5 protein-coding genes are annotated in these 17,558 nt (G+C 69.2%); 2 read left to right on the top strand and 3 right to left on the bottom strand.

The features are described 5' to 3' along the window. The first annotated feature begins 54 nt into the window (after window positions 1–54). On the top strand, window positions 55–2,046 hold the full coding sequence (locus MFF55_RS15880) for a BON domain-containing protein (RefSeq protein WP_238245074.1): 1,992 nt from the start codon (window positions 55–57) through the stop codon (window positions 2,044–2,046). Between the two features lie 782 nt (window positions 2,047–2,828). Further along, the gene (locus MFF55_RS15885) at window positions 2,829–6,206 is read left to right on the top strand and encodes an ExeM/NucH family extracellular endonuclease (RefSeq protein WP_283206755.1); all 3,378 of its coding nucleotides are present in this window, start codon (window positions 2,829–2,831) and stop codon (window positions 6,204–6,206) included. 66 nt (window positions 6,207–6,272) lie between these two features. On the opposite strand, the gene MFF55_RS15895 is transcribed toward MFF55_RS15885, so the two are convergent. The 3 genes from MFF55_RS15895 to MFF55_RS15905 all read right to left on the bottom strand — a co-directional run bounded on the left by MFF55_RS15895 (window position 6,273) and on the right by MFF55_RS15905 (window position 17,501). After that, window positions 6,273–8,399: a PAS domain-containing hybrid sensor histidine kinase/response regulator gene (locus MFF55_RS15895; protein WP_238245075.1), complete on the bottom strand. Its 2,127-nt coding sequence runs from the start codon at window positions 8,397–8,399 to the stop codon at window positions 6,273–6,275. 21 nt (window positions 8,400–8,420) lie between these two features. Next, a complete protein-coding gene (locus tag MFF55_RS15900) occupies window positions 8,421–14,735 on the bottom strand; it encodes a HAMP domain-containing protein (protein WP_373874816.1) in 6,315 nt (2,104 codons plus the stop codon). Window positions 14,736–15,203: 468 nt separating this feature from the next. Next, window positions 15,204–17,501 (bottom strand): transglycosylase SLT domain-containing protein, encoded by a 2,298-nt coding sequence (locus tag MFF55_RS15905; RefSeq protein WP_373874817.1) that lies wholly within the window; start codon window positions 17,499–17,501, stop codon window positions 15,204–15,206. Between the last annotated feature and the right edge of the window lie 57 nt (window positions 17,502–17,558).

Consider the following 17,558-nt stretch of genomic DNA (forward strand, 5'->3'; position numbering starts at 1 on the left):
TCACCACGTGATCGCCGAGCGGCTGCGCGCCGCCCCGCGCCATCGAGGTCAACCGTGCCGTCCGCCCCCACGCAAAGCACCCTGTTCGCTCGGTTCGGCTGGCTCACGGGTCTTCCGGTGCTCGCTCTCATCATCGGTGCGGCGATCCATCTCGGCACGCCGCGGATCGAGGCGGAGCTCGCGGGCGAGGCGGCCCGGGTCGTGGCCGCGACGGGTGAGGCGGGCGCCGAGCCCTGGCTCGTCGCGAGCGTGCAGGGCCGCGACCTCTCGGTGAGCGGCGAAGCTCCGAGCGCCGAGGCGCGGGCAGCGGCCCTCCGCCAGCTCGACGCGCTCCCCGGCCTGCGCCGGCTCGAGAACGGGATCGGCTTGGTCGAGCCGGCCTCGCCCTTCGTCTGGACTGCGACGCGCTCCGCGTCCGACCGGATCGAGATCGCCGGCAGCCGGCCTGCGGAGATCGGCCCGGCGGGATCGGCACGACTTCTCGCGCCGGCGCTTCCGGCTGGCGTGACTCTGCGGGACGGCTCGCGGCGGGCGAGGGGCGCCCCTCCGGATTTCGGGACCGCCTCGGCCTACAGCCTCGCCCGGCTCGGCGAACTCCTGCCGGGCGCCAAGGCGACGATCGAAGACACGACCCTGTCCTTCGCCGGAGAGGCGGCGAGCGCGGCCGATTACGAGCGCTTCCGCGCGGCGCTCACCGAGCTGCCGCACGGCTACACCCTGGCCAAGGCCGAGATCCTGCCCGCGAAGGTCGAGGATTTCCGGTTCAGCGTGTCGCGCGAGCCCGGCCGCCTCGTCCTCTCCGGCAACGTGATCTCGGAGGCCGCGCGCGCCGAGATCCGCGCCCTCGCGTCCGAAATCTCCGAAGGTGCCACGGTCGAAGACCGGACCCGGACGGCCCGCGGGCTCGATCTGGGCATCGACCCGGCTGCCCTGACCCGGTTCATGTTCCGGGTCGCCGGCCTGATGCAGGACGGCAGCGTCGAGCTTGCGGGCGCCACGCTCTCGGCCGTCGGCACCGCGCTCGACCGTCAGGCGACTTCGGAGGTCGGCGCGTTCATCCGAGATGCAAGGCCTGCCGGGATCGGCGAGGGGACGGTGAGGCTCGGCACGCGGCCACTCTCGCCCTACCGGGTCACCATTCGCCGAGAGGCCGAGAGCGTCACCCTGAGCGGCCATCTGCCCGACGACCGCGTCCGGGAGCGCCTGCTCGCCGCCCTGCGGCCGCGCTTCTTCCACGAGCGCGTCGTCGACCGACTGCGGATTGCGGAAGGCGCGCCGGCCGAGCTGCCCGCCGTGCTCGATCTCGCGCTCGGATCGCTCTCGACGCTGGCGAGGGGCGAGGCGGCATTGGCCGACCGGACGGTGAAGCTCAGCGGCGAGAGCCTCTACCGCGAGAGCGCCGGGCGTATCGCGTCGGATTTCCGGCGTTCGCTCCCGGCGAGCTGGCAATCCGACGTCGCCATCAGGGCGCCCGGCGAGACCGAGCCCCGCGATGAAGCCGCCTGCGCGGCCGCATTCGGGCAGGCGGTCGAGGGCAAGATTCTTCGCTTCACGCCCGGCAGCACCGTCCTGACGCCCGAGTTCTACCCCCTCCTCGACGCGCTCGCCGCCCTCGCCAAGAGCTGTCCCGCCACGCGGATCGAGGTGTCGGGTCACGCCGACCCGGCCGGCACCGCTCCGCGAGACGCGAAGCCCGTCCTCGACACGGCCGTGGTCGACAGCACCGCCTCGGTCGACACGACGCCGCCAAGGCCGGACCCGGTGGCGGATGCGGGCAAGGCACGTTCCGGGAAGACGGACAATCTGAAGGGCGGATCGCGGGCAGCGAACGCCGCCCCGGGGAGCAAGCCGCCGGCGAAACCCGCCGAAGCGAAGGCCGTGGCGAACGCTCCTGCAGCGCCCGAGCCGGACCTTCCGCGGCAGCGCGCCCTTGTGATCCTGGATTACCTGACGAAGGCCGGCATCCCTGTCGACAGGGTCGTCGCGGCGCCTGACGACCGGTCGCCCTCCGAACGCCAGGGCATCGGATTCACGCGGCGCCCGTGACGCGACTGCGGCAGGGGGACGCGCCATAATGCTTCTCTTCGCGACACTGTAGCCGGCCCTCCTCGCCGGCCTCATCCTCGGAACGCTCGTCGGCGGCCTGAGCGACCTTCCGTCGAGCTGGCCTGCCCGCGCCACTGCCCTCATCCTCGCCGCGCTGGCGATCGGGCTCGCCGGTCTCGCCGTCAGCAGCCTCATTGCGGGATCGCCGGGTTTCTGGCTCGAGGCCTCGGCCCTGATCTTCGGCGCTTACGTCGTCGGCTGCCTGACGGGAGGTGTCACCGCCTCGCGCCGTGCCGACCTCCCGAGCGACTCGATTGAGAGCTGACGGTCCCGGGCGGCGCTCCCGGTCGCCGGAACGTTCACGATGTCGGGAGCGGCCTGAGGCGCTCGTCGGCGGCGGCGGCAGGCGACGCCCCGCCCGACCACGAGCGCGTCGATCCATCGGCGCTCCGGAACGAAGGTCGGGCCGTCCCTCACGCTACGACTGACGATCGCGCGAACCCTGAGACTCGGGCGCGCCATCCCTGACGATCCGACGGCTTGTCGTCATCAAGCCTTCACATGCGCCCTCCAGACAGACGCCCCGAATTGCGAGCGTATACGCGGTCTAACAGAAAGCAATTGAGCCAGCTAATATATGGTCCGGTGAGGTTATTCATCGCATCATGGCCGCCGTATTAGATTACTCCGGCACATTTGCCTTCATCGACTGCAATTGTATCGATCTACAACCTCAAGCGCGGTGACGCGCTCCCTCCCGCATCAACGGACAGGACGGCACGATGTCTGACGAGTATCATCGGCTCGCGACGGGCGACTTCACGCAGGATTGGAGCGATACCGGCCTGATCACCCGTAACGACGATTGGACCGGCGTGCCCGCGATCGTGGGCTATCTCGGGGACATCAATTCCGGGACTCCAACCAACGTCGATCCGCAGACGGTCACCGGCGAGAATCTCGGTACCGCCGACGTTATCGCCAACCAAACGAGCACGAACATCACCAACGGAGGCGTCGCCGAGTTCCAGATCTCGAACCCTGTCGTGGCCCTGCAGGGGTCCGGGACCGCCGATGCGCCGAGTCTCGTCATCCATCTCGACTCGACGAGCCATGAGAACATCGTCCTCGCGTTCAATGCGCGGGACCTCGACGGGTCGGCGGACAACGCAGTTCAGCCGATCGCCGTCCAGTACCGCCTCGGCGCCGCGGGAGCCTGGATCAACCTGCCCGCCGGCTACGTCGCCGATGCCACGCAGGGGCCGAGCGTTGCCGGGAGCGTTACCCCCGTCAGGGTGACGCTTCCGCCTGAGGCCTCCGACCAGCCCCAGCTTCAGGTCCGGATCCTCACCACCAACGCGGTCGGCAACGACGAGTGGGTCGGCGTCGACGACATCCGGGTCACCAGCACACCCAGGGAAGACGAGCCAGCGACGCAGGTCTCGATCGGCGACGTCTCGGTCGACGAGGCGGCCGGCACCGCGACCTTCACGGTGTCGCGCTCGAACGATGCAAGCGCCTTCTCGCTCGACTACGCGACGCAGGGCAACACCGCGACCGCCGGAAGCGATTTCACCGCTGCCGCCGGCCAGCTCACCTTCGCGGCGGGCGGCCCGCTCACGCAGATCGTCACGGTCGCGATCACGAACGACGCCCTCGTGGAGGAGAACGAGACCTTCAGCCTCGCGCTGTCGAACCTCACGCCCCTCTCCGGTCAGGCCGTCATCACCGATCCGACGGCAACCGGCACGATCGTCAGCGACGACATCCAGTTCGCCCGCATCAGCGAGGTCCAGGGCAGCGGCAGCGGAAGCCCGCTCGCCGGCCGCACCGTGACGATCGAGGCGATCGTCGTCGGCGATTTCCAGAACGGGGATGCCGATGGGCGACGCAACCTCGGGGGCTTCTACCTCCAGGAAGAAGCGTCCGACAGCGACGGCAACGCCCTGACCTCCGAAGGCATCTTCGTCTACGAGGGCTCGGGCAACCTGCGCGCGAACGTCAACGAGGGCGATCGCGTCCGGGTCACCGGCACCATCACCGAGTTCAACGGCGAGACCCAGTTCGTCGTCAGCAGCGCCGCGGCGATCCAGGTCGTCGCGCCGGGCGCCGTCGCGGACGTGAGCACCCTTGCGACCGTGCTCAACCTTCCCGCCGCGGGCGCGACCGGGTCCGTCACGGCCGGCTTCCAGCCCGACCTCGAGGCCTATGAGGGGATGCTCGTCACCATCCCGCAGACCCTGACCGTCACCGAGCAGTTCAACCTCGATCGCTTCGGCGAGATCGAGCTCTACGCGGGCGAGGGCGACGGGCTCGCGGGCGCCATCGACGAAACCGCGGGGAACCGCCCCTACTCGTACACGCAGACGAACGACCCGAGCGCCGCGGGCTACGCCGCGCATCTCCAGAGCATCGGCGCCCGCACGGTCGTCTACGACGACGGGCTCAACGCGCAGAATCAGCCGATCGAGAACCTCGACGGCTTCGACCCGGACGATGACGGCCTCGGCGTCTCCGCCGCCGACCCGACCGAGCCGGGCTATGGCACCGCGACCGCGCCGCGCATGGGCGATACCGTGACCGACCTGACCGGCGTGCTCGGCTTCGGACCGGCCGGCGCCTACCGCCTGCGGGCGATCGATGACGGCGACAACACCTTCGTCGATGCCAGTCCCCGCCCGGCCGAGCCCGAGGATGTCGGGGGCACGCTCCAGATCGGAAGCTTCAACGTCCTGAACTACTTCACGACCCTCAATGACGGCGACAACAGGACGGCGAACGGGCTCGAGCCGCGCGGTGCGAACGACGCGGCGGAATTCGAGCGTCAGACCGACAGGCTGGTGACCGCGATCCTCGAACTCGACGCCGACGTCCTCGGTCTCGTGGAGATCGAGAACAACTTCATCGAGGGCTCACCGGGCAACGCGATCGCCTACCTCGTCGACGCGCTCAACGAGGCCGCCGGCGAGGAGCTGTACGATTGGGTCCGCCCGGGCCAGAACTTCGTCGGCGGCGACGCCATCGCGGTCGGCTTCATCTACAAGCCGGGCGAGGTGCGGATCGCCAGGGACACGAACATCGCGATCCTCGACGACAGCGACGTCCGGGCCGATCTGCTCGCGCAGAGCTCGATCGGCCGCATCTTCAACGGCCCGGATACGAGCCGCGCCGCGCTCGCGGTGACCTTTGAGGAGATCTCGTCGGGCGAGCAACTCACGGCGGTGGCCAATCACTTCAAATCGAAGAGCGGCACCGGCACCGGTGAGGATGCCGACGCGCGGGACGGGGCGGGTGCCTGGAACAACCAGCGCGAGCTCGCGGCCGAGGCGCTGAACGAGTGGCTCGCGACGAACCCGACGGGCTCCGACGACGGCGACCGGATGATCCTGGGCGACCTCAACGCCTATTTCGAGGAGAATCCGATCGATATCCTCGAAGAGGCGGGGTACGAGAACCTGCAGGAGCGCATCGAAGACCCCTACTCCTACGTCTTCGACGGGCAGGTCGGCTCCCTCGACTACATCCTGTCGAACGGGAGCTTGAGCGCGCAGGTCACCGGTATCACCGAGTGGCACATCAACGCCGACGAGGCCGACGCCCTCGACTACAACCTCGATTTCGGCCGCAACGCCGCCTATTTCGACGGCTCGGTCGCGGCGCGCGTGTCCGATCACGACCCGTTGCTCGTCGGGCTCGATCTCGGCAACGCGACGCGCACGGCCTTCGGGAGCTTCCGATCCGACAACTTCACCGACGCGACGTCGAGGGCGACGACGTACTATGCGGGGATCGGCAACGACGTCGTGCGCGGCCTTGACGGCGCCGACGTGCTCTTCGGCGGCATCGGCCGGGATCAGCTCTTCGGCGGTTCGGGGCAGGATCGCCTGGCCGGCGAGCTTGGCAACGACGTCCTCAACGGGGGAGCAGGCGCGGACGTCTTCGCCTTCTCGGTCCTGGGCGGCCGTGACGTCATTGAGGACTTCCGGGCCTCCGAAGGCGACCGGCTGGACCTGGGCCGCGGGCTGTTCTTCATCGGTTCGCGCGAGATCGACACCGACGGACGGGACGGCGTGGACGCGACCGAGCTGCGGTTCATCGGCTCCTCGGTCACGCTCCTCGACGTGGTGAACCTGAGCAATCCCGCCGACCTGTTCGCCTAGCAGGAGTTGCCGAGGCCGGAGCGGTGGAGGGTTCCTCCGCCGCTCCGGCACGCCGCGCGTCGACGATCACGACTCGGACGAGACGAGCTTCGCCAGGGGCCTTCGCGTCAGGTGGAAGGCCTGCTCGATGGCGGCGGCGAGGTCCCTCGCCCGGAAGGGTTTCGAGAGACGCGGGATGTCGTGGGCGTTCCCATTCTCCTCGATGTCGGCGAACCCGCTTGCCAGGACCATCGGGAGCCCCGGCTGCAACGTCTTCAGCCTGCCGATCAGCTCCAGACCCTTCATGCCGGGCATCGCCTGGTCCGTGATCAGAAGATCGATTCCTGCGCTGTCCATGGAGAAGCGCTGCAGCGCCTGAGACCCTGACTCCGCCTCGATGACCACGTGCCCCATGTCCTCGAGCATCGCGGTCGTACCGTTCCTGACGAGGGCGTCGTCATCGACGACCATGATCAGCAGGGAGGCGATGGCGGGATCGGCCGTCCCGTAGCCCTCATCGTCGATGATCGGAAGAAGGGCGTCGTCGGGCAGCCGATCGGCCTGCGGCAGCCAGAGGTGCACGGTCGTGCCGAGGCCGACGCGGCTCGACACCTTCATCGCTCCGCCGAGCTGCGCGGCGAGGCCGTGCACCATCGACAGGCCGAGGCCAGTGCCTTTTCCGGGCCCCTTCGTCGTGAAGAAGGGCTCGCTCGCCCGGAGGAGGGTCTCCTCGTCCATCCCGATGCCGGAATCGCTGACTTCGATGCAGATGTAGTCGCCCGGCGCCATCGCCTTCAGCGGGCCGGCGGCGTTCGGTGCCCGCTGCTCCTTGCGCGCGGACACACGCAGGGACCCGCCGCGCGGCATCGCGTCCCGCGCATTCACGGCAAGGTTCAGGATCGCGAGTTCGAGCTGGTTCGCGTCGGCCTGGACCGGGGGCAGCAGCTCGGAGATCGCGACGTCGATCTGGATCTCGGGGCCGAGCGAGCGCTCCAGCAGATCCTGCATGCCCTGGATCAGGCGGGCCACGTCGACCGATTGCGGCCTCAGCTCCTGGCGCCGCGCGAAGGCGAGGAGGCGCTGGGTCAGGGCCGCGCCGCGCTCCGCGCCCTGCACGGCGTTGTCGAGCAGGCGATGAGCGCGATCGTCGTTGGCGGGAAGGCGCTTCTTGAGGAGTTCGAGGCTCCCCAGGACGGCCATGAGCAGGTTGTTGAAGTCGTGCGCGACGCCGCCGGTGAGGTGGCCGATCGTGTCGACCTTCTGCGCCTCGAAGAGCTGCGCGAGCGCGACCTCGCGTTCGCGGGTCCGCTCCTCGACGAGCTGTTCCAGCTCCTCGTTCTGCTGCTGAAGGCCTTCCTCCGCCCGGCGCCGTTCGGTGATGTCGTGCATCACGCCGCTCAGACGGATCGGCTGCCCGAGCGCGTCGTGCGAGGGCGCGCCGGCCGCGATGCACCAGCGCATCTCCCCGTCCGGGCGCAGGATACGGAACTCGCAGTGGTAGGGCAGGCCGTCCTGTGCGGCGTCGCGGCCGGTGCGCCGGATCCTTTCGAGGTCGTCGGGATGGATCAGGGGCTCGACGCTCTCCGAGCAGAGCCGGAAGCCCTCCGGGTCGACGCCGAAGATCCGGTATTGGCCCTCGTCCCAGTGGATCTCGCCGGTCAGGAGGTCCCATTCCCAGGAGCCCATCCGGCCAGCGGCCAGGGCGAGGCTGCGGCGCTGCTCGCTCTCCTGCAGCCGCGCCGCCGTCGCCGCGAGCGCCGCGGTCCGCTCGGCGACGCGCTCCTCGAGTCCGGCATTGAGCTGCTCCAGCTCGCGCGTCTTGCGGTGCAGCTCGACGAAGACCTTGGCCTTGGCCCGCAGGACCTCCGGGATCACCGGCACCGGCACGTAATCGACCGCGCCGGCCTCGTAGCCGCGCAGCCGGTCGAACTCGCTGACCTGGACCGCCGACACGAAGATCAGGGCGGTCTTCTGGAAGCGGGGATGCTCGCGGATCATCGTCGCGAGCTCGAACCCGTCGAGCTCGGGCATGCAGACGTCGATGAGTACCAGGGCGACGTCGTTCTTCAGGAGGTAGGTCAGCGCCTCGCGCGCCGAGCTCGCCTTGATCAGGTTCTCGCCGAGCTCGCTGAGGATGACCTCATAGCTCAACAGCTTCGCCGGCTGATCGTCGACGAGCAGGATGTTGACGGGATCGGGTTGGGACGGGTGCACCGAGAGGTTACTCCTGGGACCTCAGCGGTGCAGCCACATGCGCAACGCGGACAGCAGCTGTTCGGTGTTGACGGGTTTGGCCAGGTAATCGGAGGCGCCGGCCTCGAGGCACTTCTCGCGGTCGCCCTTCATGGCCTTGGCGGTCAGGGCAACGATCGGGAGCCGCCGAAAGGCGGGGTTGGCACGGATCACCTGCATCGTCTCGTATCCGTCCATCTCGGGCATCATGATGTCCATGAGCACGATCGCGACGTCGGGCTGCGCCTCGATGATCGAGATCGCCTCCCGTCCCGTCGTCGCGGTCAGGACGCGCATGCCGCGGCGCTCGAGGACGCTCGACAGGGCGAAGATGTTGCGCGCGTCGTCGTCGACCAGCAGCACCGTACGGTTGACGAGATCCTCGTCGGAGCTGTGCAGGCGCTCCAGCATCCGCTGCTTCTCCGGCGGCAGGTTCGCCACGACCCGATGCAGGAACAGCGCGGTCTCGTCCAGCAGTCGCTCGGGCGATTCGACGCCCTTCACGACGACGCTGCGCGCCATGGTGTGGAGGCGGACGTCCTCCTCGAGCGACAATTCGCGGCCCGTGAACACGACGACCGGCACGTCGCCGATCTCCGCGTCGTCGCGGATGCGCTCCAGCACCTCGAAGCCGGACATGTCGGGCAGCTTGAGATCGAGAACCATGCAATCGACGGGCTCGTCCTGGAGCGCGCGCAGGGCCTCCGCCCCCGTCTCGGCGGTGCGAATGTCGATGTCCTCGTGGCCGAGGAGCTCGGCGACGCTGAGCCGCTCGGCCGCGTTGTCCTCGACGATGAGCAGGCGCTTGCGCCGCGGCTGCGCGAACGCCTTGATCCGGGCGAGCGCGCTGCCGAGCCCCTCGGCCGAAGTGGGCTTGGTCATGAAGGAGAAGGCGCCGCGCGAAAGCCCGTGCTGACGATCCTCCTCCAGGGTCACGATCTGCACCGGGATGTGCCGCGTCGCCGGGTCCTGCTTGAGCTGGGAGAGGACGTTCCAGCCCAGCATGTCGGGCAGGAAGACGTCGAGGGAGATCGCGGTCGGGCGATACTCGCGGGCGAGCGCCAGCGCCTCCGCCCCGCGCGTCGCGACGAGGACCTTGAGGCCGTTGTCATGGGCTAGATCCATGATCACGCGGGCGTAATGCGGATCGTCCTCGACGATGAGGATGACGTTCTCGCCGGCCCCGAGCGTCGCCCGGTCGTCCGTGATGGTCGCCTCGCCGCCGCTGCGGTCGGCGAGGCGCGCGCCGGCCGCGCTCGCGAGCGAGGCGACGGTCGACACCGACATGTGGTGCGGCGTGTCCATGGCCGCGGGCGCGGAGCGGACGGCCGACGGCGCGCCGACATAGGTCAGCGGCAGGAACAGGGTGAAGCTGCTGCCCACCCCCGGCGCGCTGCGCAGCTGGATCTCGCCGCCCAGCAGGCTCGCGAGCTCGCGGCTGATGGCGAGCCCGAGACCGGTGCCGCCATACTTGCGGCTGGTGCTGGCATCGGCCTGCTGAAACGCCTCGAAGATGATCTTCTGCTTCTCGGGCAGGATGCCGATTCCGGTGTCCGAAACCTCGAAGGCCACGACGGACGGCGCGTGGCGAAGGAGCGGGTGATCGGGGGTCCAGCCGCCCGTGGCGGGGGCGACGCTGAGCTTGATCCCGCCCTCGGCCGTGAACTTGAAGGCGTTCGACAAGAGGTTCTTCAGGACCTGCTGCAGGCGCTTCGAATCGGTGATCATGCTGCGATCGAGATTCGGTGCCATCTCGACTTCGAACGCCAGCTTTCGGCTCTCCGCCTCGTGCCGGAACGGCCGCGCCGTCATCTCGAGGAGGTTGGCGAAGAAGATCTCCTCCGCCTCCACCGACACGGTGCCGGACTCGATCTTCGAGAGATCGAGGATGTCGGTGATGAGGTTGAGGAGGTCGGTCCCGGCGCCGTGGATCGTGCGCGCGAACTCGACCTGCTTGTTGCTGAGGTTGCCGTCCGGGTTCTCGCCGAGCTGCTGGCCCAGGATGAGGATCGAGTTCAGCGGCGTGCGCAGCTCGTGGCTCATATTGGCCAGGAACTCCGACTTGTACTTGGAGGTCAGCGCGAGCTCGGTGGCCTTCTCCTCGAGCGCGCGGCGGGCCTGCTCGATCTCCTGGTTCTTCGCCTCGACCTCGTCGTTGCGGTCGGCGAGCTGCTGCGCCTTCTGCTCCAGCTGCTCGTTGGTCTGCTGCAGCTCGCGCTGCTGCGCCTGCAGCTCGCCCGCGAGCTGCTGGGACTGCTTGAGCAGCCCCTCGGTCTGCATCGTCGCCTCGATCGAGTTCAGGACGATGCCGGTGCCGGTGGTGAGCTGGTCGAGGAAGGAGAGCTGAAGATCGGTGAAGGACCGCAGCGAGGCGAGTTCGATCACCGCCTTGACCTGCCCCTCGAACAGCACCGGCAGCACGATCGCGTTGCGCGGCGGGGCCTTGAACAGGCCCGATCCAATCGGGGTGGCGCTCGACGGCATCTCGGTGATCAGCATGCGCCTCGCGTCGCGGGCGCATTGGCCGATCAGGCCCTCGCCGAGGCGGAGGCGGTCGGGATGGCCGCCCTCGCCCTCGTCGGCGTAGGCCGCCAGGAGCCGGAGCCCCGGCGCGGCGGAATCGGCGGATTCCACCTGATAGATGACGCCCTGATGCGCCTCGACGAGGGGCGCGAGCTCGGAGAGCAGTGTGCCGCCCACCGTGGCGAGGTCGCGCTGGCCCTGAAGCATGTTGGTGAAGCGGGCGAGGTTGGTCTTCAGCCAGTCCTGCTCGGTGTTCTGCTCCGTCGTCAGACGGAGGTTGCCGATCATGGTGTTGATGTTGTCCTTGAGCTCGGCCACCTCGCCGCGGGCCTCGACCTGGATCGAGCGCGTCAGGTCGCCCTTCGTCACCGCGGTGGCGACCTCGGCGATGGCGCGCACCTGCGTCGTGAGGTTGGCCGCCAGCAGGTTCACGTTGCCGGTGAGATCCTTCCAGGTGCCGGCCGCGCCGGGCACGTTGGCCTGGCCGCCGAGGCGGCCCTCAACGCCGACCTCGCGGGCCACCGTCGTCACCTGATCGGCGAAGGTGGCGAGCGTGCCCGTCATGTTGTTGATGGTCTCGGCGAGTGCCGCGACCTCGCCCTTCGAAGCCACGGTCAGGTTCTGCTTGAGGTCGCCGTCCGCCACCGCGGTCACGACCTTCACGATGCCGCGGACCTGCTCGGTGAGGTTCGCCGCCATGACGTTGACGGTGTCGGTGAGATCCTTCCAGGTGCCCGCGACGCCCGGCACCTGCGCCTGGCCGCCGAGCTTGCCTTCCGTGCCGACCTCGCGGGCCACGCGCGTCACCTCGCCGGCGAAGGCGTTGAGCTGGTCCACCATCGTGTTGATGGTGTTCTTCAGCTCCAGGATCTCGCCCTTCACGTCCACGGTAATTTTTCGCGATAGGTCGCCTCTGGCAACGGCGGTCGTCACCTCTGCGATGTTGCGGACCTGGGTCGTGAGGTTAGCCGCCAGCAGGTTCACATTGTCGGTGAGATCCTTCCAGGTGCCGGCGACGCCGGGCACGACGGCCTGGCCGCCAAGGCGACCGTCGGTGCCGACTTCGCGGGCCACGCGCGTCACCTCGCCCGCGAAGGAGCGGAGCTGATCGACCATCGTGTTCAGCGTCTCCTTCAGGAGAAGGATCTCGCCGCGCACGTCGACGGTGATCTTCTTCGACAGGTCGCCGCCGGCGATGGCCGTCGCCACCTCGGCGATGTTGCGGACCTGGCCGGTGAGGTTGCCGGCCATCGAGTTCACGTTGTCGGTCAGATCCTTCCAGGTGCCGGCGACGCCGGGCACCTGGGCCTGACCGCCGAGCTTGCCCTCCGTGCCGACCTCGCGCGCCACGCGGCTGACCTCGGAGGCGAAGGCGTTGAGCTGGTCCACCATCGTGTTGATGGTGTTCTTCAGCTCGAGCATCTCGCCCTTCACGTCCACGGTGATCTTGCGCGAGAGGTCGCCGCGGGCCACCGCCGTGGTCACCTCCGCGATGTTGCGGACCTGGCCGGTCAAGTTGCCGGCCATCGAGTTCACGTTCTCGGTCAGATCCTTCCAGGTGCCCGCTACGCCCGGCACCTGCGCCTGCCCGCCGAGCTTACCCTCGGTGCCGACCTCGCGCGCGACGCGCGTCACCTCGGACGCGAAGCGATTGAGCTGATCCACCATGGTGTTCAGCGTCTCCTTCAGCTGAAGGATCTCGCCGCGCACGTCGACGGTGATCTTTCGCGAAAGGTCGCCGTTGGCGATGGCGGTGGAGACCTCCGCGATGTTGCGGACCTGGGCCGTGAGGTTGCCGGCCATCGAGTTCACGTTGTCGGTGAGATCCTTCCAGGTGCCCGCCACGCCCGGCACCACCGCCTGGCCGCCGAGGCGGCCTTCGGTGCCGACCTCGCGCGCCACGCGCGTCACCTCGCCCGCGAAGCCGCGGAGCTGGTCCACCATCGTGTTGAGCGTGTCCTTGAGAAGCAGGATCTCGCCCGAGACGTTGACGGTGATCTTCTTCGACAAGTCGCCGCTCGCCACGGCGGTCGCGACCTCGGCGATGTTGCGCACCTGGGCGGTCAGGTTGCCGGCCATCGAGTTGACCGAGTCCGTCAGGTCCTTCCAGGTGCCCGCCACGCCCTTCAGCTGGGCCTGTCCGCCGAGCTTGCCCTCCGTGCCGACCTCGCGGGCCACGCGGGTCACTTCCGAGGCGAAGGCGTTGAGCTGGTCGACCATTGTATTGATGGTCTCCTTCAGCTCCAAGATCTCGCCCGACACCGAAACGGTAATCTTCTTCGACAGGTCGCCGTTGGCGATGGCGGTCGACACCTCGGCGATGTTGCGCACCTGGGCGGTCAGGTTGCCGGCCATCGAGTTGACCGAGTCCGTCAGGTCCTTCCAGGTGCCGGCCACGCCCGTCACGTTGGCCTGGCCGCCGAGGCGGCCTTCGGTGCCGACCTCGCGGGCCACGCGGGTCACTTCCGAGGCGAAGGCGTTGAGCTGGTCGACCATCGTGTTGATGGTCTCCTTCAGCTCGAGGATCTCGCCTGACACGCTCACCGTGATCTTCTTCGACAGGTCGCCGTTGGCGATGGCCGTCGACACCTCCGCGATGTTGCGCACCTGCGCGGTCAGGTTCGAGGCCATCGAGTTCACGTTGTCGGTCAGGTCCTTCCAGGTGCCGGCGACGCCCGGCACCTGCGCCTGGCCACCGAGGCGGCCCTCGGTGCCGACCTCGCGCGCCACGCGCGTCACCTCGCCGGCGAAACCGTTGAGCTGATCGACCATCGTGTTGATGGTCTCCTTCAGCTCGAGGATCTCGCCCGACACGTCGACGGTGATCTTTCGCGAGAGGTCGCCGCGTGCGACCGCCGTGGTCACCTGGGCGATGTTGCGGACCTGCGCGGTGAGGTTGCCGCACATGGCGTTCACCGAGTCGGTCAGATCCTTCCAGGTGCCCGCGACGCCCGGCACGATGGCCTGTCCGCCGAGCTTGCCTTCGGTGCCGACCTCGCGGGCCACGCGCGTCACCTCGGAGGCGAACGAGCGAAGCTGGTCCACCATCGTGTTGATGGCTTCCTTGAGCTGCAGGATCTCGCCGCGCACGTCGACGGTGATCTTCTTCGACAAATCGCCGTTGGCCACCGCGATCGTCACGTCGGCGATGTTGCGGACCTGCGCCGTCAGGTTCGAGGCCATCGAGTTCACGGATTCCGTGAGGTCCTTCCAGACGCCCGTGACCTCGCTGACCTGGGCCTGGCCGCCGAGCTTGCCGTCGGTGCCGACCTCGCGGGCGACGCGCGTCACCTCCGATGTAAAGACGGAGAGCTGCTTGATCATCGCGTTCACGATGGTCGCCGAGCGCAGGAACTCGCCCTTGAGCGGGCGGCCGTCGACGTCGACGGGGACCGTCTGCAGGAGGTCGCCCTTGGCCACGGCCGTGATCGTCCGGGTCACGGCCGTCGTCGGCCAGAGCAGGTCGTCCATCAGGGTGTTGACCGAGGTCTCCATATCGCCCCAGGCGCCGTTCGAGAGGTCGAAGCGGACGCGGGTGCGGGTCTTGCCCTCGCGGCCGACCACCTGGCCGACATGTTCGAGCTGCTCGGCCATGCGCTGGTTGGCGGCGACGATATCGTTGAAGGCGTCGGCGACCTTGCCCCCGAGACCGGTATGATGGCTCGGCAGCCGCACCGAGAAATCGCCGACGCGCATGGCCTGCAGCGCGTCGAGGAGCTCGATCAGGTCCAGATCCGAGGCGGCGCCGTTGGCGTGCAGCGCACGGCCGTTTGCGCCGTTGGCCCCGGAGGTCATGGTGTCGAGCACGGCCCCTGCCGCCTCGTCGGCGTAGGGCGCAGCGTCTCCGTGAGGTCCATGCGCCAGATCGGTGCTCGGCGATTGCGGCATCGGGTTCCTCCCGCCGGCCTGTCCCACGGCCAGCTTGGAATCGGTATAGCTTGTCCGGACGGGGAAGGTGCAAGTTATTCTGGTCCCCGAGTTGATGCGCAGCATCGCCCAGCGTGGGACAAGAAGCGGCAGAGGGGAGTTGAGAGCGAGCACTCCGCGTCCCGGCCTGCGAGCTTTGCGGGTGCACCGAATTTTTCAATGAAGGCTACCGATACCTTGCCGAACGCATAGGAAGCGCCCGCGACGTCATGCAACCGATGATGGTTCTCGGCGAACTGGCGGCTTAAGGAACAGAGCGCAGCACTCGCGCCCCAGGACCTGAGCCGGGCCAAATCCCCAGATGACGAGGTCGTACTCTTCGGAGGACGATGCGGCCTAACGCGCCCCGCGCTGGAAATCGCTCTCGATGAGGAGCGCGCTCTTGCCCTCCAGGCGGTGGCGGTAGACCTGCAGGTTCTCCATCACCCGCTGCACGTAGTTGCGCGTCTCCGTGAAGGGGATGCGCTCGACCCAGTCGATCGGGTCGACGCCCGGCCGGCGCGGATCGCCGTAGGCGTCGATCCACTTCTTCACGTTGCCGCCGCCGGCATTGTAGGAGGCGAAGGCGAGGATGTAGGAGCCGCGCCAATCCTCCATCAGCTCGCCGAGATGCGCGTGGCCGAGGCGGGCGTTGTAGGCCGGGTCGCTGGTGAGGCGGTCCTGGTCGTAGGGCGCGCTGACGCGACGCGCGGTGCGCTGGGCGGTCGCCGGCATCATCTGCATCAGGCCGCGCGCCCCGACGCTCGATTGCGCGCGGGGATCGAACTGGCTCTCCTGCCGGGCGATGGCGAAGACAAGTGCCTTCTCGACGAGCGGCACCGCGGCGGAGGCCTCGTAGGCCGGGATGCCGATGGTTGGGTAGGCGTGGGCATCGAGCGGCAGGCCGCGCTGCACGGCGAGCTTGCCGATCGCCACGAGGGCACGGGAATCGCGCATCTCGACGGCGAGGTTGCCGAGCGCGTCAAGCTCGGCCGGATTCGTGAGCCGCGTCGCCGCGTCGATGTAGAGCGGCAGCGCCAGCTCCTTGAGGGAGGCCGCCTCGAGGAGGCGGAGCGCGCGGATGCAGAGCCGGTCGTCGAAGGCGGCACGCGCCGCGCCGTCGAGCACGGGGGCGACCCGCAGGGGCAGGCTCGACTGGCCGAGCTTCGCCCGGGCGAGCTGCCCGTAATAGGCGATCGGCTGGAGGGCGGCGCGCTCGTAATGCGCCTTCGTCTCCTCCGGGCGGCCGAGCGCCTCGGCGGCGCGGCCCTGCCAATAGGCGGCGCGGGCCAGAGAAATCGGCGTCTCGGCGATAGCGGCAGCCTCCGCGAAGTGGCGCGCGGCCCGCTCGGCATCGTCGGAGAAGCGGAGCGCGATCCAGCCGGCGTGGAACTCGGCCTCGATCCGCTTCTCCACGGTGCGGGCGCTGTGGCGGCTCGCCACCACGTAGGCGGTGTCGGCATCGCCCTGGTCCATGAGCTTGCGCGCCACGATCCGGCGCTCGACCCACCACTCGTCCCCGTCGACGAGCACCTCCGGGTTCATCGGCGCGGCGGCGAGCACGGCGGCGGCCTCCGCCGCCTTGTCGGCCCGGCGCAGGAACTGGGCGCGCGACAGGATGTAGGAGGAATCGTTGCGGAGCGCCGCGGGCACCGCGTTCAGGGCGGCGGCGGCGCCCGGGCTCTTGGCCTCGACGGCGCGGCGCGCCTTGACCAGGGCGGGATAGGGCTCGCCCGCCTGCGAGGCGGCGCGGCCGGCGGCCTCCCAATCCTCCTTCAGGAGCGCCCGCTCCATCCGAAAGCGATGGTCGACGCGGGTGAGCACGCCGGGGAAGCTGTCGAGGATGCGGGCCTCCAGGGAGCGGCCGAAGCTGTCGCTGCGCCACAGCTCGCGCACCAGCGCGGCGGCGTCGGCCTGGAGTCCGTCGGCCCTGAAGGCCAGGGCGAGGGCGAACTTTCCGGGCGGGCTCGCGGGCCGGGACGCCGCGAAGTAGGCACGCACGGTCGCCGGGCTCTTGCGCTCGATCAGCAACGCCTCCTCAGCGCGCCGCCGCAGGAGGGGCCCCGCCGGCCAGTCGGGATTCGCGCGGGTGAAGGCGATGGTGCGCTCGAAGCCGATGCCGGCGCCGGCCCGGATCGCGACCCATTCGAGCAAGGCGCGGGCGGCGGGGTCCTTGAAGCCGTCGCGGAGGCGGTCGCCCTCAGAGACCTTGCCCTTGCGGTAGAGGTCGATCGCCTGGCGCAGCGCCGGGATGTCGGTGTCGCCGGCCCGCGCTGCGCGGGCGGGATCGGGCACCTCCGGCACCGGCGCAGCCGGCGTCACCGCGGCGTCAGGGAGCGGAAAGGCGATGGGCGCCTCGGGATCAGCTGACGCGTAGGCGGCGGCCGCGGGCGGGACCTTGACCGGCGCGGCTTCGGGGGTCTTCACATCGACCTTCAGGGCATCGGCCGTCACGGGATCGACGGCCTTCGCGTCCGCGACGAGCGCGGAGGGCGCGACCGCGTCGGTGGACGGCGTAAGGACCGTCCCGTCCGCCGAGCCGGCCTGGCCGGGCGGGCTCGCGGCGAGCACGACGGCGCCGGCCAGGACCAGCGCCACGGCCAGTGCCGAGGTTGCGCCGAGGAGGTTGCGGGGTACGCGCGCCGAGACCACCATGTTCATCCCGTCCCCTCGAGAGCGGCCATGCCTTAAGCTCGCTCCTGCTCGCTGAAG

It is taken from the genome of Methylobacterium iners (assembly GCF_022179305.1).
Classification (GTDB): Bacteria; Pseudomonadota; Alphaproteobacteria; order Rhizobiales; family Beijerinckiaceae; genus Methylobacterium; species Methylobacterium iners.